General features: G+C 65.2%; 21 protein-coding genes. 9 read left to right on the top strand and 12 right to left on the bottom strand.

What is annotated here, in order from left to right; all coding sequences use genetic code 11:
• The first annotated feature begins 61 nt into the window (after positions 1-61).
• The 3 genes from ACFYOW_RS14395 (at position 62) to ACFYOW_RS14385 (ending at position 1,734) form a co-directional block, all read left to right on the top strand.
• The gene (locus ACFYOW_RS14395; RefSeq protein WP_387287926.1) at positions 62-631 is read left to right on the top strand and encodes a TetR/AcrR family transcriptional regulator; all 570 of its coding nucleotides are present in this window, start codon (positions 62-64) and stop codon (positions 629-631) included.
• A gap of 37 nt (positions 632-668) precedes the next feature.
• Entirely contained in the window at positions 669-1,226 is a 558-nt protein-coding gene (locus ACFYOW_RS14390; protein ID WP_387287924.1) for a hypothetical protein, read from the top strand.
• 82 nt (positions 1,227-1,308) lie between these two features.
• A complete protein-coding gene (locus tag ACFYOW_RS14385) occupies positions 1,309-1,734 on the top strand; it encodes a hypothetical protein (RefSeq protein WP_387287922.1) in 426 nt (141 codons plus the stop codon).
• A gap of 88 nt (positions 1,735-1,822) precedes the next feature.
• Here ACFYOW_RS14385 and msrA read toward each other — a convergent pair whose 3' ends face one another.
• From msrA to ACFYOW_RS14365, 4 genes are all read right to left on the bottom strand, one after another.
• On the bottom strand, positions 1,823-2,335 hold the full coding sequence (gene msrA / locus ACFYOW_RS14380) for a peptide-methionine (S)-S-oxide reductase MsrA (RefSeq protein WP_387287920.1): 513 nt from the start codon (positions 2,333-2,335) through the stop codon (positions 1,823-1,825).
• Complete coding sequence (gene msrB / locus ACFYOW_RS14375; RefSeq protein ID WP_387287919.1) at positions 2,332-2,787, bottom strand: peptide-methionine (R)-S-oxide reductase MsrB; 456 nt, start codon at positions 2,785-2,787, stop codon at positions 2,332-2,334. Before msrB ends, msrA begins: the two co-directional genes overlap by 4 nt.
• A gap of 83 nt (positions 2,788-2,870) precedes the next feature.
• Positions 2,871-3,737 carry an alpha/beta fold hydrolase gene (locus tag ACFYOW_RS14370; RefSeq protein ID WP_387287917.1) on the bottom strand — a complete coding sequence of 289 codons (867 nt, stop codon included), beginning with the start codon at positions 3,735-3,737 and terminating at the stop codon, positions 2,871-2,873.
• 30 nt (positions 3,738-3,767) lie between these two features.
• Complete coding sequence (locus ACFYOW_RS14365) at positions 3,768-5,333, bottom strand: bifunctional phosphatase PAP2/diacylglycerol kinase family protein (protein WP_387287915.1); 1,566 nt, start codon at positions 5,331-5,333, stop codon at positions 3,768-3,770.
• A gap of 117 nt (positions 5,334-5,450) precedes the next feature.
• On the opposite strand from ACFYOW_RS14365, the gene ACFYOW_RS14360 reads away from it, so the two are divergent.
• Positions 5,451-7,475, top strand: coding sequence for a M3 family metallopeptidase (locus ACFYOW_RS14360; protein WP_387287913.1), 2,025 nt, complete (start codon positions 5,451-5,453; stop codon positions 7,473-7,475).
• A 50-nt stretch (positions 7,476-7,525) separates the two neighbouring features.
• Here the strand turns inward: ACFYOW_RS14360 and ACFYOW_RS14355 are convergent, their stop codons facing one another.
• Together ACFYOW_RS14355 and ACFYOW_RS14350 are read right to left on the bottom strand one after the other, a co-directional pair.
• Positions 7,526-8,926 carry an AIM24 family protein gene (locus ACFYOW_RS14355; RefSeq protein WP_387288815.1) on the bottom strand — a complete coding sequence of 467 codons (1,401 nt, stop codon included), beginning with the start codon at positions 8,924-8,926 and terminating at the stop codon, positions 7,526-7,528.
• A 96-nt stretch (positions 8,927-9,022) separates the two neighbouring features.
• Complete coding sequence (locus ACFYOW_RS14350) at positions 9,023-9,349, bottom strand: hypothetical protein (RefSeq protein ID WP_387287911.1); 327 nt, start codon at positions 9,347-9,349, stop codon at positions 9,023-9,025.
• Between the two features lie 164 nt (positions 9,350-9,513).
• Between ACFYOW_RS14350 and ACFYOW_RS14345 the strand changes: the two genes are divergently transcribed.
• The gene (locus ACFYOW_RS14345) at positions 9,514-10,971 is read left to right on the top strand and encodes an alpha/beta fold hydrolase (protein ID WP_387287909.1); all 1,458 of its coding nucleotides are present in this window, start codon (positions 9,514-9,516) and stop codon (positions 10,969-10,971) included.
• Positions 10,972-10,974: 3 nt separating this feature from the next.
• Here ACFYOW_RS14345 and ACFYOW_RS14340 read toward each other — a convergent pair whose 3' ends face one another.
• Entirely contained in the window at positions 10,975-12,573 is a 1,599-nt protein-coding gene (locus ACFYOW_RS14340; protein ID WP_387287908.1) for a putative glycoside hydrolase, read from the bottom strand.
• Between the two features lie 235 nt (positions 12,574-12,808).
• Between ACFYOW_RS14340 and ACFYOW_RS14335 the strand changes: the two genes are divergently transcribed.
• From ACFYOW_RS14335 to ACFYOW_RS14325, 3 genes are all read left to right on the top strand, one after another.
• Positions 12,809-13,693 (top strand): polysaccharide deacetylase family protein, encoded by an 885-nt coding sequence (locus ACFYOW_RS14335; RefSeq protein ID WP_387287906.1) that lies wholly within the window; start codon positions 12,809-12,811, stop codon positions 13,691-13,693.
• Between the two features lie 53 nt (positions 13,694-13,746).
• A complete protein-coding gene (locus ACFYOW_RS14330) occupies positions 13,747-14,319 on the top strand; it encodes a hypothetical protein (RefSeq protein ID WP_387287905.1) in 573 nt (190 codons plus the stop codon).
• 200 nt (positions 14,320-14,519) lie between these two features.
• Entirely contained in the window at positions 14,520-17,072 is a 2,553-nt protein-coding gene (locus ACFYOW_RS14325) for an MFS transporter (protein ID WP_387287904.1), read from the top strand.
• Between the two features lie 45 nt (positions 17,073-17,117).
• Here the strand turns inward: ACFYOW_RS14325 and ACFYOW_RS14320 are convergent, their stop codons facing one another.
• Positions 17,118-18,038 (bottom strand): LLM class flavin-dependent oxidoreductase, encoded by a 921-nt coding sequence (locus tag ACFYOW_RS14320; RefSeq protein ID WP_387287903.1) that lies wholly within the window; start codon positions 18,036-18,038, stop codon positions 17,118-17,120.
• A 158-nt stretch (positions 18,039-18,196) separates the two neighbouring features.
• Here ACFYOW_RS14320 and ACFYOW_RS14315 point away from each other — a divergent pair, with 158 nt between their 5' ends.
• Positions 18,197-18,670 carry a hypothetical protein gene (locus tag ACFYOW_RS14315; RefSeq protein ID WP_387287901.1) on the top strand — a complete coding sequence of 158 codons (474 nt, stop codon included), beginning with the start codon at positions 18,197-18,199 and terminating at the stop codon, positions 18,668-18,670.
• A gap of 67 nt (positions 18,671-18,737) precedes the next feature.
• Here the strand turns inward: ACFYOW_RS14315 and ACFYOW_RS14310 are convergent, their stop codons facing one another.
• From ACFYOW_RS14310 to ACFYOW_RS14295, 4 genes are all read right to left on the bottom strand, one after another.
• Complete coding sequence (locus ACFYOW_RS14310; protein ID WP_387287899.1) at positions 18,738-18,962, bottom strand: hypothetical protein; 225 nt, start codon at positions 18,960-18,962, stop codon at positions 18,738-18,740.
• A gap of 46 nt (positions 18,963-19,008) precedes the next feature.
• Complete coding sequence (locus ACFYOW_RS14305) at positions 19,009-20,235, bottom strand: cytochrome P450 (protein ID WP_387288813.1); 1,227 nt, start codon at positions 20,233-20,235, stop codon at positions 19,009-19,011.
• 82 nt (positions 20,236-20,317) lie between these two features.
• The gene (locus ACFYOW_RS14300) at positions 20,318-20,737 is read right to left on the bottom strand and encodes a MarR family winged helix-turn-helix transcriptional regulator (RefSeq protein WP_387287897.1); all 420 of its coding nucleotides are present in this window, start codon (positions 20,735-20,737) and stop codon (positions 20,318-20,320) included.
• Positions 20,727-22,103, bottom strand: coding sequence for an MFS transporter (locus ACFYOW_RS14295; protein ID WP_387287895.1), 1,377 nt, complete (start codon positions 22,101-22,103; stop codon positions 20,727-20,729). The genes ACFYOW_RS14300 and ACFYOW_RS14295 overlap by 11 nt, the downstream gene beginning before the upstream one ends.
• Positions 22,104-22,176 lie beyond the last annotated feature (73 nt).

Raw genomic sequence — 22,176 nt, 5'->3', positions numbered from 1 at the left:
CATGAACGATGCGTTCACCATTAAAGTGAACCAGTAGTTCATGTTCTGGGCAAGGAGAACGATGACCGAACGTCCCACCCGGCGCGCCGATGCGCTGCGCAATCGGGAAGCAATTCGCACGGCCGCCCGCGACCTCGTGATCGACCGTGGCCCCGGCATCGGCATGGACGAGATCGCCGCGGCGGCGGGTGTTGCGGTCGGGACGCTCTACCGGCACTTCCCGGCCAAAAAGGACCTCATCGACGCCATCGTCGCCGACTTGGCGGCTGTGATCGGCCGATCGCTGGACGCGGCACTGGCCCGGGTCGCCGACGGCACCGGTTCGGCGATCGACGAGATCGTCGCGTTGCTGCGGGCCGTCGTGATCGATATGCGCCAGGAACGACTGCTCAGGTTCGCGGTCACCAGACTGGCCGAGGATGCACTGCACGAAATCCAGCAGCGTGGCCGCGCCGCGGTGGAACAACTTGTCGCCGCCGCGCACCGCGACGGTTCGGTGTATCCGGATATCACCGTCGACGATGTGATTCTGCTGCTGACCACCGCGCCCGACGACGCCGTATCCCGAGCCGGACAACTCCGATGGCTGACCCTGGCGCGCCGCGCCCTCACACCCGCCACCGAGCGGTGAAACTGTCGATTGTCGGAACGCGAGACAGGGAGGCGCCATGCACTGGGATCAGATGACCGCAACGCCCGATGACCTCCGCGAGCGGGTGACGCGAGGGCGTCGAAGTGCCGGGCAACTTGGGGTGCTCGGGTCGATCATCGATGCGGCGGAGGGGCCGTGGCTCGGTGCGATGGATACCGATGGCCGGGGTGCTGCGGAGTTGCGGATGCACCTCGCCGGGCGCTTCCGGCTCACCGCGGTGGTGACGAGTGCCGGAAAGTTCGACCTCGTGCAGCTGACGGGACCGAGCGCAGATCGGGTGCTGTCGTCGAAGCCGTCGGCGCGGCGCGGGTGGGATGCGGATCAGTGCATGCCCAAACAGCCGGAGTGGCTGGATTACGTTGTGGGCTGGGTGATGTACGCCAGCACGGAGATCGACCGTCGCGCGGTCGTCGAGTGGCGGCTGACCGGCGCCGACCGGAAATTGGCGGCGATGAACGACACGGTGGACAACCTGCGCGCCGGCCTCCGGGAACGCGAACAGTTGCGCGACGAGCTGGCCACCGAGGTCGCGGAGTTGCGCAATGAACTCGAATCCCTCACCGGGAGTTCATGATCGTTGCCACCGGTGGCAGATGGTCGCTCGTCCAGACATACTCGACGCTTGACATGACAACGTCGGTGAAAGGTGTCCGGGCATGATCATCGGCACGCTGACCGCACTGGTATTGCTGGCCGCCGGCCTGCTCTTCCTGGCGGCCCTCGGCCTCGGGGTGTGGAAATGGATAGCGATGGTCGGCGCACCCGATGGACGGGCGCACCCGTACGTCGATATCGCCCACCGCTCGGCCCTGCTCTATTCGTTCGCGACCGCGATGATCGCGATCTTCGTCGAATTATCCGGCTGGCCCACCGCGGTCAACGCGACTGCCGCAACCGTGCTGGTCCTGATGTTCGCCATCACCATCGCCAACTACATCAACCACGGCATCCGCCGCGACACCGACAACCAGATGCACAACCCGCCGCCCGCCATGCGCTGGGTGCTGGTCGCGCTGATCGTCGGCGAAATCGGTGGATTCTGCGTCCTGCTGACGGGATTCGCTGCCGCGCAATTCTTCTAGTCGCCGATCGTCCGCCGGGCACCCCGTGGTGTCAAGGGGTGCCCGGCGCGTCGAATGCCTTGTGCCGCAATCAATTGCGGCACACAAGCTACTGTGCGGTCTGCCGCTTCGGCAGCTTCCAGCCCGGTCGCGGGAAGTGGCAGGTATAGCCGTCCGGGTAGCGCAGCAGGTAGTCCTGGTGCTCGGGCTCGGCGTCCCAGAACGCACTCGCCGCGGTCACTTCGGTGACCACCTTGCCCGGCCACAGGCCCGAGTCATCGACATCGACGATGGTTTCCTGCGCGATGCGCTTCTGCTCGTCGTCGAGATAGAAGATCGCCGAACGGTAGCTGGAGCCGATATCGTTGCCCTGTCGGTCCTTCGTCGTCGGATCGTGGATCTGGAAGAAGAACTCCAGCAGCGCCCGGTAGTCGGTCTGCGCCGGGTCGTAGATGATCTCGACGGCCTCGGCATGGCCCGGGTGGTTGCGGTAGGTGGGGTGATCGTTTTGCCCGCCGGAGTAGCCGACGCGCGTCGAAATCACCCCCGGCTGCTTACGAATCAAGTCCTGCATGCCCCAGAAGCATCCGCCGGCCAAAATCGCCTTTCGCGTGTCGCTCACGCGTCCTCCTTACTGAACAGGGTCTTGTACCGACCGTAGCCTTCCGCCTCGAGGTCATCGAGGTGGATGAACCGCAGGGCCGCCGAGTTGATGCAATACCGCAGACCGCCCGCCGCGCGTGGTCCGTCGGTGAACACATGCCCGAGATGGCTGTCACCGTGCGTCGAACGCACCTCGGTGCGGACCATCAGATGACTGAAATCCCGCTTCTCGACGACGTTCTCGCTATCGATCGGCTTGGTGAAACTCGGCCATCCCGAACCGCTGTCGAACTTGTCGACCGAAGCGAACAACGGTTCACCGGAGACCACATCCACGTAGATACCCGGCTCGTGATTGTCCCAGTACTCGCCCGTGAACGCCCGCTCGGTCCCGTTCTGCTGGGTGACCTGGTACTGCTCGGGCGACAGCGCGTCCACCGCGGCGGGGTTCCGGTTGTATTCCTTTGCCACCTGACCTCCTCATATCGGCCCCACGTACAACCCGCGGTCCGATCCGGAAAGTCCCCGCCGAGCAGCGCGTCATACTTCCGTCATTATTGTCCGGCCAGGACTTCGCGCAGTGTGCGTGCGAAGGCTTCGGGCTGACCCGGATACCCGTAGTCGCCGCCGAGGAAGCCGCCGTGATGGCTCGGGAACACAGTTGCCTGCTGGCCGAGCAGTGAGGCGGCGGCCACCGATGTGCGTGCGGTGAAGGTACCCGCGGACTCCTCGCCGACGGCGATCACGACCCGGGTCGGCGCGGCCGACAGCGCGGCGATATCGGGGTGGTAGCTGCTGATCGCCCAGGACCGGTCGGACAGCAGCGGATCGTCCCGGGAACCGTCGTCCTCGCTCGGCATTCCGAACATGGCGGGGTCGGCGGCGGGCTGGGCGAAGTAGTCGTCGGTGTATTCGCCCTGCCACGAGGTCATCGCGATGAAGGTCGCCATGCCCGCACCGAAGCCCTTGGCCTCGTATGCCTCGCGAACTCCCGCGCGGGCGCGCTCCGCGGCGGCCGCGTCGGGCAGCACTGGAATGAGCGGCGGCTCATGGGCCACCAGCGTGCTGACATCGTTCGGATAGGCCGCTACCAGCGCGAGCGCGGTGACCGCGCCGCCGCTGCTCCCGAACAGTTCGACCGGGCCCGCGCCGAGCGCCTCGATCACGGCGTGCACGTCCGCGGCCTGGACTGTCGGCGTGTTGTCGACCCGGCCGTCCTTGCGTGTGCTGCGGCCGAGTCCGCGCGGATCGTAGGTGACCACCGTGCGATCCGGAAAGTACGAGGCCAACGTGCTGAACCCACCGGCATCCATGGGCTGCCCGATCATGACCAGCGGCGGGCGTCCTCCATCAGTGGGCAGCGGCCCGTGCACGTCGTAGACGATGTCGGCTCCGGCGGTTTCCAGCGTGTGTGTCGTCATGCCGGTATCGACGTCGCTCCCGTCGCAAACTCATCGGTTCGTGCGGAAGGCATCACGGAGCCAGGGCGCCCGGCGGTGGTGCGGGCGGAACCGGTCGGCCCAGCGGGGGTTCGATTCGTCGCGGCGGTAGGCAGCGAGCTGGCCCGCCATCGCGAAGTGCAGGCGGGTGGCCTTGCCGATCACCTCACCATCGGTGGCCAGCGCCTCCGGCCTCGGCAATTGCACATACAGCTCGGGCAATCGGCGCTCGCCGTAGACCTTGCTGTGGCCGATCGCGGCCAGCAGTAGAGCCACCAATGCGCGGGTGCGCGACCAGCGCAGATCGGCGCGCAGCCAGCGGACGTCGAGTAGTCCGGCGTCGAGCCGGTCGCGGAAGGCGGGTACGGCGCCGTGCGGGTGGTAGGGGCCGTTGCCGATGAACAGGAACCACACTCGCTGCCAGCGATCGTCGAGATAGATCTCGATCGGTTCGGCCCGGCGCAGGGTGACCACCAGCGCGGCCGCGAAGGCGGGCCACTTGCCCCAGCGCGCTTGCCATTGCTCGCGCAGCCGCACCAGGTCCGGATAGGCGCCGATGCTTGCGGTATTGATCAAATGCCTGGTGTGCGAACCGGTTTCGTCACCGTATTCGACGCGTGCGATATCCACCGCGACCGCCTCGCCGGTACCGGTCGCATCGATCACCTCGCGCAAATCGTAGACGCCGAGATCACGCGCGAAATGGTTGAGCGTGCCGGTGGGGATGACGGCCAGCGGCAACTCGTGCCGCAGCGCCACCGCGGCCGCGGCCGCCACGGTGCCGTCGCCACCGGCGATGCCCAACGCCAGCACTGGCTCGGCGTTTTCGACGAGTGCCCGCTCGAGTTGTTCGGCGGCATCCAGGTCGGCTTCGGTGCGCAGGACGGTGGCGGCGGGCAGGGCCGCGATGATATCGGCGGTGGGATCGTAGTTCGGATCGCCGGAAACCGGATTCACCAAAACCAAAAGACCCTTGCCGTCCTCCAATGCGGGCGCCTCACGGACCAGTCTGGCCTGTGCCTCGTCCGATTCACGCACCGGCCACCAGCGTCGGGTGGCCAATGCGATACCGGAACCTACGGCCGCCCCGACCAGCACATCGGAGCTCCAGTGCACGCCGGTGTGCACCCGCGAATAGGCGACGGTGGCCGCCAGCGGGGCGACAACCAGTGCGGTGCGCGGACTTTCGAGCGCGACCGCCGTGGCGAATGCCGCCGCGCAGGCGCTGTGGCCGGAGGGGAAGGAGGACGACTTCGGGGCCGGCGTCAGCCGCCGGTATGCGGGCAAGAGTTCGGCGGCTGGTCGGCGCCGCGCAATGAGCGTCTTGAGTCCGAGGTTGACGGCCAGGCTCGCGCCCCCGACGGAGACGACCCCACGCAGCGCGGCGCGCCGCGGTGTGCCCTGGCGGGTGGCGAGCAGCGCCGCGCAGACCAGCCACAGCGCGCTGAAATCGGCGCTCTTGGTGACCTGCAGCAGGCCGTTGTCGACCATGGAGGCCGGTAATTCGGCGACCGCGCTGCCGACCGCCCGATCGAATCGTCCGACTCTGTGGAACTTTCGCCGCACCCAGCTACTCACTCGCTCGACATTACCGATCGCGGCGGACGGCGTGTGGCCGCCGTCCGCCGCGCTGTGGGTCTTGCTCGCCAGCGATTTCGCTGCCAGGGGAGCGCGATCGGAGCATAGGGTTCACCTATGACGAGCAACCCGTTCTTCGAGCCAAGTGCGCTGCCGTACGAGCTTCCTCCGTTCGCCGAGATCGGTACGGAGCACTATTTGCCTGCGTTCGAGCGAGGGATGGCGGAGCAATTGGCAGAGGTTGCCGCCATCACCTCGTGCGGGGAGGAGCCGAGTTTCGCGAATACCATTGCGGCGTTGGAGCGTTCGGGGGTGATGCTCACTCGGGTCGCGAAGGTGTTCTTCAATATCACGAGCTCCGATTCCAGCGAGACCACCGACGCGATCGAAGCCGAAGTATCGCCGAAGCTGGCAGTGCATCGGGACGCGATCTATTTGGATCCCCAACTCTTTGCGCGGGTCGAGGCGCTCTACGCCCGCCGGGAGGAATTGGGATTGGATCCCGAGCAAGCGCGGCTGCTGGAGCGATATCACATTCGGTTCGTGCGGGCCGGGGCCCGGCTGGACGCGGCCGGGCAGGCGCGGTTGCGTGAGTTGAATGCCGAACTCGCTGCGGCAGCAACGGAATTCGGGCAGAACATTTTGGCGGCGACCAATGGTGCGACCGTGGTCGTCGAGTCGGCGACGGAATTGGCGGGGCTGGGGCACGCCGCCGTGGCAGCCGCCGCGGAGAACGCTCGCGAGTTGGGGCGCGATGGCGCATGGGCGCTTCGGCTGCAGAACGTTTCGAACCAGCCCGTGCTGGCGGAACTGGCCGACCGAGATGTGCGGCAGCGCGTGATGGCGGCTTCACTGGGGCGCGGGTTGGGTGACAACGGCGCGCTCGCCGTGCGTATCGCGGCATTGCGAGCGGAACGTGCCGCGCTGCTCGGCTATTCGGATCATGCGGCATATGTGGTCGAGGATCAGACCGCGAAAACCCCTGCGGCGGTGGAGGAAATGCTCGGGCGTTTGGTGGCGCCCGCGGTGGCCAATGCGGAGCGTGAGGCGGCCGAGTTGGCCCAAGCCATGGGTGGGCAGGAGCTGCGCTCGTGGGATTGGCAGTTCTGGTCGGAAAAGGTTCGGGCCGAACGGTTTTCGGTGGATGCGGAAGCGTTGCGCCCCTATTTCGAGCTCGAACGGGTATTGCGCGACGGTGTCTTCTTCGCCGCCGAGCAGGTGTACGGGATCACCGTGCAGGAGCGCAAGGATCTGGTCGGGTATCACCCGGAAGTGCGGATCTTCGAAGTCTTCGATGCGGACGGTAATGCGCTCGGACTGTTCCTCGGTGACTTCTTCGCGCGACCGTCGAAGCGCGGCGGGGCGTGGATGAACGCATTGGTCAGCCAGTCACGGCTTTTGGGGAAGCGGCCGGTGGTGGTCAACAACCTCAATATCGTGAAGCCGTCCGTCGGCGAACCCGCCCTGCTCACCTGGGACAATGTGCGCACGCTCTTCCACGAGTTCGGGCACGCACTGCATGGACTGTTCTCGGATGTGATGTACCCCTTCTTCTCCGGCACCGAAGTACCGCGAGACTTCGTCGAATTCCCGTCCCAGGTGAACGAGATGTGGATGTCGCGACCGGAGGTACTCGCCAACTACGCAAGGCATTTCGAGACCGGTGAGCCGATGCCCACCGAACTGGTGGAGCGGATGGCCGAGGCCGCACGTTTCGGTACGGGCTTCAAAACCGTCGAATACCTCGGCGCGACACTGCTGGACTGGGCGTGGCATCGCGTGCCCGCACCCGAGGCGCTGGCCGACACCGATGCGGAGGCGTTCGAGGAGGAAGCTCTGCGGAAGGCGGGTCTGGCCATCGGCGCGATTCCGCCGCGCTACCGGACCGGCTACTTCGCCCACATCTTCTCCGGCGGCTACGCGGCGGGCTACTACTCCTACATCTGGAGCGAGGTGCTGGACGCCGACACCGTCGAGTGGTTCGACGAGGGCGACGCCTCCATCCAGGAAAAGGGTGAGGCCTTCCGCCGCGAACTGCTCTCGCGCGGTGGCTCGGTCGACCCGCTCGAGGCCTTCGAATCCTTCCGCGGCCGCGCCCCCGAAATCGAACCGCTCTTGGTCCGGCGCGGTCTGCTGAACTGATCCACAGCACTGGAACCGGCTGTCGCGCAGCCGGTTCCAGCGCGGGAGGTTTATCCGAACAAGCCGCCGAGCACGCCGCCGCTTTGTCCGGCCTCCTGACCACCACCGGTGCCGCCGAGGAAACCGCCCGGCGGCAGTTCCGACGGCTGCACGATGACGAAGCCGCGCCCGGAGAACGACAGCGTCAGACCCTCGCCGGTGCTGCGGCCGATGAGGCGGCCGAGGCCGAAGGAGTCGTTGCGCTTGATGCCGGTGGACAGGCTCGACGACCAGGCCACCGCGGCCTGCGGGTCGGCGTAGGTGGGCTGGTCGACATTGAGGACGACGGGCGAGCCGTGGGTGGTGATGGCGATGCGACCGCGCCCGGTGAACACGCAGTTGAAGAAGCCGGCGTTACTGGCGAAACCGGCCGCGCCCTGGACCCTTTGGATGTTGTAAGACAGCGAGGTATCGAAAGCCAGCACATTCGAGCCGTTGATCGTGAGCCCATCGGTGCCGTCGAGATCGACGGTGTGCACGTCGGCGGCGGCATCGGCGAGGAACAGATCGCCGCGACCGGACACCTGCATCAGCGGCACTCCCTCACCGGTCAGCCGCTGCTGGATCGCACGGCCGATACCGCCCGAACCGAGCGCCTTGAAGTGCAGGTCGCCCTGATAGGCGACCATCGAGCCGGCCCGCGCCATGGTCTCGCCATTGACGGCGACCTTGATCATCTTGCCGCCCTGCTTCTGGATGCCCATGCCGTTGACCTCGGCGTGGCTCGGATTGAACAGTTCGCTCTGCATGGGCAGTGCTCCTTGCTGGGGTGCAATCGGTTGGGGCGGCACGGCGCCCGACGGGGGATAGGCGGGCGGAGCCGGAGCCTGGTACTGCGGTTGGGCCGGGTATTGCGGTGGCGGCGCAGCGGGGGGCACCGGAGCTTGGTACTGCGGCTGGGCTGAATATTGCGGCGGCATCGGAGTCTGCGGCTGGGCCGCGGCGGGTGTCGGTGCTTCGGGTTCGTCGTCGATATTCACGCCGAACGCCGTCGCGATTCCGGCCAACCCGTTGTCATAGCCCTGCCCGACCGCGCGCACCTTCCACGCACCGCCGCGCCGGTAGATCTCCACGCACACCACGGCGGTCTCGGTGCTCAGTCCGGTCATCGGGAAGGTCAGCGTTGCGGCGTCGGATCCGATCGTCGCGGTCAGCGAACTCGCGCCCGCGAAGGTCGGCGGCCCGCTGCCGTCGAGGCTGGCCGTGACCACGACCTTGTCGACATCGGCGGGCAGTGCGGAGGTCTGTACATCGACCATATCGCCGGCGCCGCGGCCGTGCCGATAGGTGACACCCGGTCCGGCCGGCTGATTGAAGAAGACGAAGTCGGCATCGGAGCGGACCCGTCCGTCGGCCCCGAGTAGCAGCGCCGACACATCGACCGGCGCTGCGCAGGTGACGGTCACGATCATCCGGTCGCCGGGCGCGGGGCGGTTTTCCCCGCGTGCGAGTGCGGTCACGGCGGACCGCCCCGGTCGATATGTCCGAGTGGCATGCGATTCACGGGATCAAGTGTGTCGCGAGTCCCGTCCGATTGCCACCACCCGCGATAGATCCGGCCACGGTGGCCTACGCAGCACCGCGAGCGTGGCGATGACCGCGGCCAGCAGACCGATCAATTCACCCATCAGCGCGATCCGGGTCGCATCGACCGCGGGCGTCCAGCTGACCTCGCCGTTGTGGACCACGAAAGCACCCACCGGACGAGCGGTGCGCAGCAGACCGCCGGTCCTGGTGACGGTGATGATCGTGGTGCCGTCGGAAGTTTCGTACGGGTGCCCGTAGGCAAGCGAATCCTCCACTGTCCGTAGTGAATTCAATTGATTTCGAAGCATTGATTCCTCCCCTCGATGCGGCACCGGCGGTGGCGCGGTCCCCTTGGAGTATCGGCGGCACCACCAAATGTGGCAAGGGTGCTCTGCGGCGCGGTGTGGTACGAAGTTGCGGGATTTGGCGGTGAGAGGCGAGTGGGTTGTCGGCGAGGCTTGTGCGGTGGTTGGTGGTTGTAGCAGCCGGGGCGGCGCTGATCACCGTGCCCGGGGCGCAGGCCGATCCCGCGTACCGGTTCTATCACCAGCGACTGCACTGGCACGCCTGCGGTATCGAGGATTTGGACAAGGCCGGGGCCGAATGCGCGGATGTGCTGGTGCCGCTCGATTATCTGCGGCCCTACGATCGCAAGCTGAAGATCGCGATATCCCGGGTCCGGGCCACCGATCCGGATCAGCGCCATGGCGTCCTGCTGGCCAATCCGGGTGGTCCCGGCGCATCGGGTCTGGACACCGTGGACCTGCTCGGCGACGTGCTCAGCCCGCAGGTGCGGGCCCGTTTCGATCTGATCGGTATGGATCCGCGTGGTGTCGGCGACTCCGGGCGCACGCCGCGCTGCGGTTGGCCGGTGGGCGAAATGATCCATTCGGCGGGTCTGACTTCGCGGGGCTTCACACGGGAAACCGCGCTGGCGGCGGATATGGCCGAGGGTTGTCTGGCCGATGATCCGGTGAAGGTGCGGCAGCTCACCACCCGCAATACCGCTCGCGATATGGATGTCATCCGAGTGGCGCTGGGCGAGCCGAAGCTCAGCTATTACGGCGTTTCCTACGGCACCTACCTCGGTGCGGTATTCACCCAGATGTTTCCAGAACGCAGCGACCGGATGGTGTTCGACAGCGCCATCGATCCGGATCGGTATTGGACCGGCCTCGTCCAGGACTGGGGTCCGTCGGACGAGCGGGCGATCGACGAATGGTCGAATTGGGCTGCGGGACAGGATGATACGTATCACTTCGGTTCGACCCCGACCGAAGTGCGTGCAGCGCTGACCGAGCTGCTCGCCGCAGCGGCACGGCAACCGATCGTGATCGACGACTTCCCGATCGACGATCACTGGCTGCCATTTCTATTGCACAACATGGTGACCGATTTCCGGCGTAACCAAGCATTGGCCGAAACATTGCGTGAGATCGCCGACGCTGTGGGCGGCCCACCCGTGGCGGCGCGGGCGCCACGCCTGCAAATCGTCTTGCAGGCCTTGCGATCCGAGGAGAACTCCGTCCTGGCCCAGATCGCCTGCGGTGATGCCGCGGCACCGACAGATCCGGCGTGGTACGCGAGCAATATCGAAGCCAGCCGTGCGACGCAGCCGGTATTCGGTCCGCTGGCCAACAATATCCAGCCGTGCGCATTCTGGCCCCGGCCTGTCGAACCCGCCACCACCGTGCGGAATTCGGTTCCCGCCCTCATCCTGCAGGCGACCGGTGACGCTCGAACCCCGTATACCCACGGTGTCCGACTGCATCGGCACCTATCCGAATCCCGCATGGTCACACTGCAGGACGTCCGCATTCACATGACTTTCCGTCCCGACCTGAGCGCCTGCGTCAACAATGCGATCAATACCTACTACGCCGACGGCGCCCTGCCCGCCGCCGACGTCACCTGCCACGCGGACCAGTAGGAATCAACCGGGCACGACAGCCAACGAGTGGTACCGCGACGCCGCATTCCACAGAATGAAGCTGTTCGTCCCCGCGGCTGCCGCGGCATCGATCTGCGTCTTGACCTCGGCATCACCGTAGTTCACCCCCAGGCTGAAATCCTGTAGCCACGGAATGACTTTCGCGCCGGTACCTTCGGTTTGCTTGAAGAAGTCGGCCAGCGATCGGAAAATAATGTCGTACGGCTGGGCATTGGGGTTCGCCACACCGTATTCACCGGCATTCCAATGCGACGGGTAGAGCATCGGAGCCACATAGTCGACATTCCGAGCGATGGCCGGAATGTCCTGTGCGATCTCATCCGGGCGCGTCGCCGCGATGCCGAACACGGCGGCACCTAGATTCGCGCCTTTGTCGCGTACCGGATCCCGGCTCTCGTGCAGGAACTCGGCGATGGATGCACTGGGCGTGACGGTCAGCCCCGGGAACTGCATCTGCGACAGCGCACCGTCCGGCCGCCGGACATAGTCGTACATTATTCCGTCGAAGCCGAGTTCGGCCGCCTCGGTCGCGAGATCGATGTTGTACTTGCGGACTTCGGGATTTGCGAAGTTGGTGAAAGCGATCGCCCCGTACTTGCTGGCATACGGCTGACCAGAGGGATTCTGGATGACCCAGTCCGGATGTCCTGCGTGCCATGCCCATTCGGCCATGGTCGGATCGCGAAACGCCACGATCCGCCCGACCACCCGCAGATTCATCTCGTGTAATTGCCGCAGTGCGGCGCGCACATCGTAGATATTGGTGGCCGCACCCGCCTGCCGCGCCAGCGGGACCTGCGAGTCGTAGCTGATGACCCCGTCCTCATCCTTGATATCGAGCTGAACGGTGTCGATGCGCCCCGCACGGGCCATATCCAGAATGGGCTCGCGTAAACCGTCGTATGCCCACCCGTACGCCGTGATATGCACGGCCTTGACCCGGGGCATATCGACCGAGGTCGTAATCGCCTGCGTCGCCTTATTTCCCGCCGCATCGACCGCGGTCACCGCACCGCCGACCGGTGTGCGCGGCAGTGTGATCTCGAAGGTGCCGTCCGCGGCGGGTGTCACCGACTGGGTGCCGACGGAGACCTGCATCGCACCGGATTCCTTGCCGCGCAACGTGATCGGCTGACGATACGATCCGGCCGTACCCGGCTGGGTCACCTCGAGTTTCGGCGCGTCGGTATCCACGGTGAAGGTCGCGGTAACTCCCGGACCGGCGCTGAACAGGCCGAGGATGCCCCCGCGTGGTATTTCTGCGGTGAACTTGTGATCACCATCGGTGAGCGGTCCGGGCCGGTACGCCACCGAATCGCCTTCGACCGTGCCGTTCACCGCCTTACCGTCGAGTTCGAGCCGCATATCGTTCGGGTTGTGGCCGTGGGCGTCCACGCGCAATACCAGACCGGTCAGCGTGCCGGCACCGACGACTCCGTCCGGTAATCCGGCCAGTGCCAAACCTGCGGGCTCGGATCGATTGGCGCCGATGATCACGGATGCGATGAGGATTGATAAAACTCCGATAACCGCTATTGCCGCGAGCCGCCATCGCCCGGTGATCGGGACCAATTTGTCCAACGCGCACACCAACTTTCATCCGTCGCTATTGCCTAACTATCTACCTCGGACAGCTCCATCGGGCGTGGTTATGCCGATTCGCAACCGAGATTCCGTGCGACCGCGTACCGTTCGATCGGTGGTGCGGTGCTCGGCTATCGGAACTCGGGTTGTCCTGTCGGCCTTGATATTCGCAACGGCCACCGCATGTGGTGCGGCGCCGGCTCCGGTACCGGCGGCCATCGAAAAGGTTCCGATGACCACACCGACGCTCGATCCGATTGCGGTGGGAGCCAACGAACTCGGACTCGTTCCCATCCTGATGTACCACCAGGTGACACCGACTCCGGTCGGCGAATACGACCAGACTCCGGAGAAGTTCCGCGCCGAACTCGAGCGGTTGCACCGCGAGAACTACCGACCCGTGACCGTCGCCGATTACATCTGCGGCCATATCGACATCCCCGCGGGCACCCACCCGGTGGTGCTCACCTTCGATGACTCCACCATCACCCAACTTCGGTTCACCGAGGACGCAAAGGTGGCCCCGGACACCGCGATCGGGATTCTCGAGGAGTTCGGCGCGCGCAATCCGGACTTCCGGCCCACCGCAACCTTCTACGTCAATAACGAGCCGTTCGCCGGTGACCCGCGCGCACTGCCCTGGCTGGCCGCCCACGGATACGAAATCGGCGCGCACACCGCGAGCCACGCCAACCTCGGTCGTTTGGACAGCGCCGGAGTGCAGCGCGAGTTGGTCGAGAACCTGCGCGCGATCACAACCGCGGCCCCCGGTAATCGGGTGCGCACGATGGCCTTGCCGCTCGGCATCCTCCCGACCGATCGCGCACTCGCCAGCGCGGGAAGTTGGGACGGCACGCACTACGCGTTCGAGGCCGTGCTGCTGGTCGGCGCCGAACCCGCACCCTCTCCATTCGGCCAGGTCGATCCTGCTGGCGTGCCGCGCATCCGGTCGGGCAAGGCCGAGGTCGACTTCGCGTCCGCCTACTGGCTCGACCGCCTCGACCAGCATCCGGCCCAGCGCTACACCTCCGACGGCAACCCGGACAAGATCTCGGCCCCCGGACTCCTTGCCGACGAACTGAATTCGCGCTGGCGCGACCAGTTCAACCCCTATTGACAAACATAGATCCAAGTATGCCAAGGGTTTGCGGGGACCGGTCCCGGAACACAGTGGTTGACTCACGGCCACTGATTGCCGATGAGACCGTGATCTACGTCGCCAAATCCGGCCTCGTGACCTGCGCGAACAAAGGTCAGGGCATCCGCAGCCGCTTCGAGTTCTACAATTTGGCCGCCACCTTGGACCCCGACATTCCGAGTTGGGACGCTTGTGCCGAGTCCGGCGAACCTGCCGGCGAGCGCCGCCAACTGCATCCGTTGGGTGAACAGGTCATCCTGGGTTACGACGCGGTCGGGCTGTTCGCGCGAGCGGTGCAGTCGCTGATTCCCGCGGTCGCAGGCATTTGGACAGAACAGATTCCGATCAGTGCGGCTGCCGTGTGGGCTGCGCTGCGTGACCTGCCCAAGCAGCCGGAGATCGAGTCGAGCAGCGGCGTACTCGATTTCTCGGTCAGCCTCGGCGCGCGGTCTGGTCGGGTGACCGTCGACAAGTGGGTCGGTCTGCTCAGCGTCGACCAGATCTGGGATCCGTCGAATCACGCCGAGCCCGTCATGATTTTCGGCTGCGGCCGAGCCGTAGCCAGCGATCCGGTGCAGTGCCGCCCTGATCCGCTCGGGCGCTGAGGCATTGGATGTCGGGATGATCCGACCAGGCCGTTTCGCCCTGAGCGGCCGTATGTATATTAGCGAGCGCAACTAGTTACGGGTGATCGGCGTGTGGGGGCAGATCGCTTGTGGCGCAGTGTGCCAACTGCTCGACCGGCTCGACTCAGGTTTCGAGACACTTCCAACACGGATAGCCGATCAGAACTAGGGCTCAAACTATGACGAATTCGACCGTCCAGGCCCCGGCAAAGTCGCCGGACCTGGATGCCGGTGAGAGTACATCACTGTCGCACCGGCAGATCCTGACCATCCTGTCGGGACTGCTGCTCGGCATGTTCCTCGCCGCGCTGGATCAGAACATCGTGAGCGTCGCGATCGTGCGGATCGCCAACAGCCTGGACGGATTCGACGAACAGGCCTGGGCGACCACGGCATATCTGATCACCGCGACGATCACCACCCCGCTCTACGGCAAACTGGCCGATATCTACGGCCGAAAGCCGTTCTACCTCATCGCGATCGGACTGTTCGTCATCGGTTCGGTGGCCTGCACCTTCGCCACCTCGATGTACGAACTCGCCGGATTCCGCGCCTTCCAGGGGTTGGGCGCGGGCGGGTTGATGTCGTTGGCGTTCACCATCATCGGCGATATCGTGCCGGCCCGGGAGCGGGTGCGCTACCAGGGCTATTTCATGATGGTCTTCGGTACCGCGACCGTGCTCGGGCCGGTGCTCGGCGGCTTCTTCTCGAACTACGACCAACTCTGGGGCCTCGAGGGTTGGCGCTGGGTGTTCCTGGTCAACGTGCCGATCGGCGTGCTCGCGCTCGGCGTGGTCGCCAAGGTGCTCAATACTCCGCATCAGCGCCAGGATCACCGCATCGACTGGTTCGGCGCGGTCGCATTGACGATCTGTGTGGTGCCCCTGCTGATCGTCGCCGAACAGGGCCGGGATTGGGGCTGGAGTTCGCAGCGGTCGCTGATCTGCTACGGAATCGGTGCGGGCGGGCTGGTGCTGTTCGTGCTCGTCGAATTCCTGATGAAGGATGCGGCGCTGATTCCCCTGCGGCTGTTCAAGAATTCGACCTTCAGCGTGACCATCGCGGGCGGCTTCATTGTCGGTATCGCGATGTTCGGCGCGATCGTCATGGTGCCGCAGTACTTCCAAGTGGTGCGCGGATATTCGCCGACCAAATCGGGTCTGCTGATGCTCCCGCTGGTGCTCGGGATCATGTTCGGCTCGCAGCTGGCCGGATTGACCACCAAATTGACCGGGCGCTACAAGATCCTGCCGGTGATCGGGACATTCATCATCGCGGTCGGCGCGGCGCTCTACGGCCGCGTGCATTACGACAGTCCGCTATGGCAGCCGCTGGTCTACGGCGGCGTCATCGGATTCGGGCTCGGTTGCTGCATGCAGACCCTGATCATCGCGGCGCAGAATGCCGGTCCGCGTTCGGATATGGGTGTTTCGACCGCGTCGGCGACCTTCTTCCGGCAGATGGGCGGCACCCTCGGTGTCGCGGTATTCCTGACCATCCTGTTCAACCTGTTGCCGCACCGGATCATCGACGCATTCGGTGGTGCGCTGCCTCCCGGCTTCGATGCCGCGCAGTTGAGCACCATGCAGAGCAATACCAGCGGAATCGCGGCGCTGCCCGACGAGCTGAGAGTGCCCATTCTGATCGGGTTCACCGATGCGATGCACGGCGTCTTCTATGCCGCGGCAGGGGTGGCGCTGCTGGCGTGCCTGGTGTTGATGTTCATGAAAGAGATTCCGCTGCAAGACAATCCGGTACCCGCTGTGGAGCAGGTGCCCCCAGAGGCCGAGGCGAGTTGGGCTGAGGCGCAGGTTTGGGAGGGTGCCGCCGAGGTGCTTTCCGAACCCGAGCCGGTGCTGGCGGGTGCGGTCGGCCGAATTTCGGTGGATCACGATGGCAATGGTGTGTATGTGGCCGCCGTTGTGCCGCAGTCGCATTCGAGCCTCGAATACGAAGGCGCATCGATCGGCGGCCGGATCGGACGCGAGGACGGCAGACCGGTACCCGGCACCGTGCTGACCCTGATCGACCAACGGGGACACCAGGTTTCGCGCGCGAGCGGCGATGCCGACGGCGGATACCGGATCGAGGCGCCGGCCGCGGGCAACTACGTCTTGATCGCATCGGCGACCGGACATCGGCCGGAGGCGGTCAGCGTGGCCATCGGACAGCGCCCACAGCTGCTCGACCTGACCCTCACCGGCTCCGGCGAATTGTCCGGTGTGGTCCGTTCGGCCGGTCGCGGTACCCCGCTGCCGGGTGCCACCGTCACATTGACCGATATCCACGGTGAGGTCGTCGGCGCGGCCATCACCGCGGGCGACGGCGCGTATGTCTGTCATGGTGTCGTCTCGGGCACCTACACGCTGGTGGCCGTCGCCGAACATATGCGCCCCAGCGCCACCACCCTCACCATCCCCGACAGCGGTCTCCTGCATCACGACATCGATATGGCATCGATGGCCGTGCTGGCCGGATCCGCCTGGGCCGACGGCAACCGAGCCGTCCCGGACATCCAGATCACCGTCCTGGACGCATCCGGCGATCTCACCGCCACCGCCCGCACCGACGCCAACGGCCGCTACCTGGTAACCGACCTCCCCGAAGGCCACTACACCGTAATAGCTCGCGGATACCCGCCCGTCACCACCCGGGTAACAGTCTCCGGCGGCGAAGTAACCCACGACGTCCGGCTCGGCTACGAACCCGCCGAAGCTCCCGACGCGCGCTGACGCGAGGTCAGAATTTCGCCGGCATCTTGGCGTTACCGCACCCGCTCAGTCGACGTGCGGCAACACCTCCGCGGCAATGCGCTCCATTTGAGCGGCCTCGTCGAACAGCGGGTTGATCAGGATCATTTCGGCCCCGGCGTCGGCTACCTCGCGTAGGCCCTGGATGCAGTCCTTGGGCGTGCCGTGTACGGCGACGGGCAGCAGGGTTTTTCCGAATTCGCCGTAGAAGTCGGACAGGGCGGTTGCCATGCGCTGTTCGGCCCGTGCCGGGTCGTCGTCGACCGCGATGTAGACGCGTTTGGCAATGCGGAAATCCGATGGTGCGCCGGAATTTTCGGCCAGGGTCTCGCGCACGTACCGGACTTGTTCGGCGAATTTGGCCGTCGTACTCGATCCGGCGCCGAAGAATCCGTTGCCGTGCCGGACCGCCCGCCGCAGTGCCGCGGGTGTGCTGCCGCCGAACCACAGTGGCGGATAAGGCTTCTGGAACGGTTTCGGCTCCATGGTGGCGCCGGCCAGCTGCCAGAACTCGCCGTCGATATCGATACGCGGCTGGGTCCACAGTGCCTTCATAACGCGCAGGCCCTCGTTGAAGCGGGTCACCAGATTGTCGGCGGGGTCGACGTCGAAGGCGGAGAACATCCGGTTGCGTCCGCCGATCCCGACGCCGATCTCGAGCCGGCCCCGGGTGAGCTGGTCCAGCGTGCTGATGCGTTTGGCGAGGTGCACCGGATTGTGCAGCGGCGTCACGAACACCGCGCATCCGAAGCGCAACCGTTCATTGCATGCGGCCGCGAAGGTCAACAACTCGATCGGACTCAGATTGGGCGCGGATCCGAGCAGTTGCTCGGTCGTCCATGCGCTCTCGAAGCCGAGCGCCTCGGCTCGATCCAGGTAGGCTCGCAGATTTTCCGGTTGGAATGATCCGTCGGGAATGAGCTGCGGAACCGAAATGGCGTATCGCATCAGCCGAGCCTATCTCGCGCATCGAAGCAGCGGTCCCGAGTTATCTCGAGCCAGACCTGAACGTGCCGGTAACTCGACTGTAACCACCCGCCGAGCCGTAACGACGCGCGCAGGCTAGATTATCCGAAAGCCGTTATCCCAGAGAGGAAATCACACCCGTGGGGCCGTTCTGTAGAGCCGTCTTCCTGGACGCCGACCACAAGCTGATCGGGTATCTGGAACCCAAGATCCGATTCCTGAGACGCGCCTGGATCGGCGATGACTTCGTCCAGGGCGTGGAGCGCCTGCTGACGGTGCCGACGCGGGTGGTGTGGGCCGGACCGCAGGTGGGGGAGCAGACCAGCCTCTACGACAAGGCCGCCTCCGTCGCCCCGCTGGTCGCGCCGCAGAACGGCTTCATCGGCCGCTACATCCTCAATCACGACAAACGCACCTACGTGGACAAGGCGACGGTCCGCCACGGCGACGACCGCCACCGCATCCATCCGCTGCCGATGCTCACTGCGGAAGGCGCGGATTGCGCCGGCGGCGATGCCGCACCGGTCGGTACCTGGTCCGGGGATCGCATCTCGATGAGTGCCACCGTGCCCACCGGCTTCGAACTACTGAAGTACGACATGGTGGCGAACTAGTTCACGACTTCCGGGCGCTTTCGCGGCACGCGGATGTGTGTGCCGCACTGCGAGATTCGGACGCGTTTCAGAGCCGTGGATCGAAGACCAGCCGAAAACCGGTCAGCCCGTGCTCATCACCGGAGGCCCAGAACTCCCGTCCCGGTAATTCGTTCTGTGGCAGCCCGGCCTGTTCGGCGATATCGGCAGCCGGTATCCACATCGGCGAATGTGCTGGATGCCATGGTGTCTGCACCTGCGCCCGATCGCCGAACAACAGGATCACCCGCACCCGCACTGGTTCAGGTTCCATAGTTACATGATGCGCGCTCGCAACGGCTTTGCCGAGGTCGCGTGCATCAATCGAAACGTACTTCCCACCGTTTGATGCCATTGAGCCATCCGGAGCGCAGGTGCTCGGGTTCGGCGATCTGACTCAATTCGGGCATGGTGTCGGCGATGGCATTGAACATCAGATCGATCTCGAGCCGGGCCAGGTTCGCGCCGAGGCAGTAGTGCGTGCCCGCGCCGCCGAATCCGACGTGTGGATTGGGGTCGCGCAGGATATCGAACCTGAATGGATCCTCGAAGGCGTCCTCGTCGAAATTGGCCGAGCTGTAGAACAATCCGACGCGCTGGCCCTTGCGGATCAACTGCCCGCCGAGCTCCACATCGCGCGTCGCGGTGCGCTGGAATACCGAGACGGGGGTGGCCCAGCGCACGATCTCATCCGGGGCGGTGCGCGGCCGCTGCTCCTTATAGAGCTGCCATTGGTCCGGGTTGTCGACGAAGGCCTTCATGCCGTGGGTGATCGAATTGCGGGTGGTCTCATTACCGGCCACCGACAGCAGGATCATGAAGAACGCGAACTCGTCCGAACCCAGATGCTCACCGTCGATATCGGCATTGACCAGCTGCGTCACGATATCGTCCGCCGGGCAGGCGCGCCGCTGCTCGGCCATGGTCCAGGCATAGCCGGTCAATTCCAACTGTGCGGTCGGCGCATCGGTGGCGTACTCCGGATCGTCGGCGCCGATCATCTGATTGGACCAGTGGAACAGCTTCTTGCGATCCTGCTGCGGCACCCCGAGCAGTTCGGCAATGGCCTGCAGCGGCAATTCGCAGGCGACCTGCTCCACGAAATCACCGCTGCCGGACTTCTTGGCCTCGTGCACGATCCGGGCCGCCCGCTCGGTGAGCGCCGCCCGCAGACCCTCCACCGCGCGTGGTGTGAAGCCCTTGGACACGATGCGCCGATTCTTGGTGTGGGCCGGCGGGTCCATATTGAGCAGAATCAGCCGCTGCATATCGATCTGTTCGCGGGTGATGCTGGACTGATAGCGGATGATCGCGCTGTTCGCGGTGGAGGAGAAGATCTCCGGATGTTTCGAGATCTCTTTGATGTGTTCGAGTTTTGTGACCGCCCAGTAGCCGCCGTCATCGAAGCCGCTGGAGCGGTCGGGCTGGGCGCACCACCAGACCGGTGCGGTTCGGCGCAGCTCCGCGAATTCCGCGGTGGGTCTGCGTTTCGCCCACAGGTCCGGGTCGGTGAAATCGAATCCGGCGGGAATCGACGGCGTGGCCATGGCCACCTCCCAGAGCTGGAACACGTTCTACATACGATTGAAGCACAGTGTGCCGCTCCGAAATGGTGAAACGCGTCGGCGGTCAGTGCTCGAGCTTGCGTAAGAGCTGATGCAGCGAGCGCAGGTCGTCGGGGGAGAGGGCGGCGACGGCGGCCGGGGCGGGGTCGGGGGTGGCCATGGCCTGTGCGAGTACGGCGCGACCGGCGTAGGTGATGGAGACCTGTTTGCGGCGGCGGTTGGTCGGGTCGATCTCGCGCACTACGAGGCCGAGTTCGTCGAGATTATTGACCGCGACCGTGGTCGCGGGCGCATCCATGCCGGTCGCCTGCGCGATCTGGTTGAGCGTGAGCGGGCCGGGACGCAGGCGGCGCAGAATACGAATTCGACTGAACGGCAAGCCGGTTCTTTCGCTGACCGCCCGCTTCCATGAGTCGCGGGTATCCATCACCAGGTTGGTGAGCTGGGCCCACACCTCGTCGGCGGTGGGTACGTCATCCGGCATGTGCGGGGACCCTCTCTTCCAATATCGGGGCGACGCGATCGCGGGACCGCGCGGCCCAGCGGGTGTTCGCGACTATGCCGAGTATGGCGATTCCGGCGGTGAAAACCGCAATCAGCCACCACAGACCGGCACCGGTCAGCGCGCCGCACAGCGCGACACCCATGCTCACGCCCACCTGCCTGCTGGTCGAGGCGACGGCCGCCGCGGCGCCCGCGCGATCCAGTGGCATCCCGCTGACCGCCGCCGTCGTAATCGGTGCATTGACCATGCCGAATCCGATTCCGAAGATCGCGAAGATGATGAGCAGATGCCAGACCGGAGTTGTCACATCGAGTCGAGTGAGCAGCACGGCGGCGATGGTCATCGCGACGCCCGCCGCGAGCAGTGAGGGTTTGGTTCCGTAGCGCCCGACCAGACGCCCCGACAGCGGCGAGAAGATGAGCGTCGCGACCGCCATGGCCAGATATAGCGCCCCGGTGTGTACCGCCGAATAACCGCGCAGCTCTTGCAGATACAGCGAGCAGGTGAACAGGAAAGCGCCGAGCGCCGCGAAGGCGAAGATCGCGGTCACCGTCGCCGACGCGAACGGCACACTGCGGAAGAAGCGCAGATCGATGAACGGATCCGAGCGCCGCGATTCCTGCCACAGGAAGGCCGCGAAGGCCACCGTCGATACCACGAAGACCATCGGCAACCGCTCGATCAGCCCGAATACCACCGTGAACAGAAATGTGATCGCCAGCAGCTGCCCGATCGGATCGAGTCCGCGCACCGTGGCCGACTTCGATTCCGGCACAAATAGAGTCGTCAGAACCAGCGTGAGCGCACAGATCGGCAGATTGATCCAGAACACCGACGGCCACCCCAGCGCATCGATCAGTACACCACCGACCATCGGCCCGAGCGCCATCGAAATACCGACCACCGCACCCCAAATACCCACCGCACGAGCACGTTCCACCTTCCCGGTGAAGACCTGCGTAATGATCGACATCGCAACCGGATTCAGCATCGATCCGCCGATGGCCTGCAAAAACCTTGCACCGATGAGGGTTTCGATATTCGGCGCCAGGCTGCAGGCCAGCGACCCGAGTGCGAAGACCGTCAACCCGATCCGGAACACCCGCCGCCGCCCGAACCGATCCGCAGTCGCACCGGCGAGCATCAGCAGACTCGCGAGCGTGAGCGTGTAGATATCGATGATCCACTGCAGCCGACCCAGCGGCGCATCCAGATCCGCTCGAATCGCAGGCACGGCGACATTCACGATCGTCGAATCCATCGACACGATCAGCAGACTCAGGCAACACGTCGCCAGTACCACCAACTTGCGCCGCGGCGTCAGCTCTTCAACAGTTGTATTCACACAATGATTGTGTAATCACAACTGTTCTGGATGCAAGGGCATGTCCCACGATGTGAGCTGTGGAACATCCGGC

This window comes from Nocardia sp. NPDC006982 (genome assembly GCF_042869435.1).
Lineage (GTDB): Bacteria > Actinomycetota > Actinomycetes > Mycobacteriales > Mycobacteriaceae > Nocardia.
This window is presented reverse-complemented; position numbering and strand designations above follow the sequence as displayed.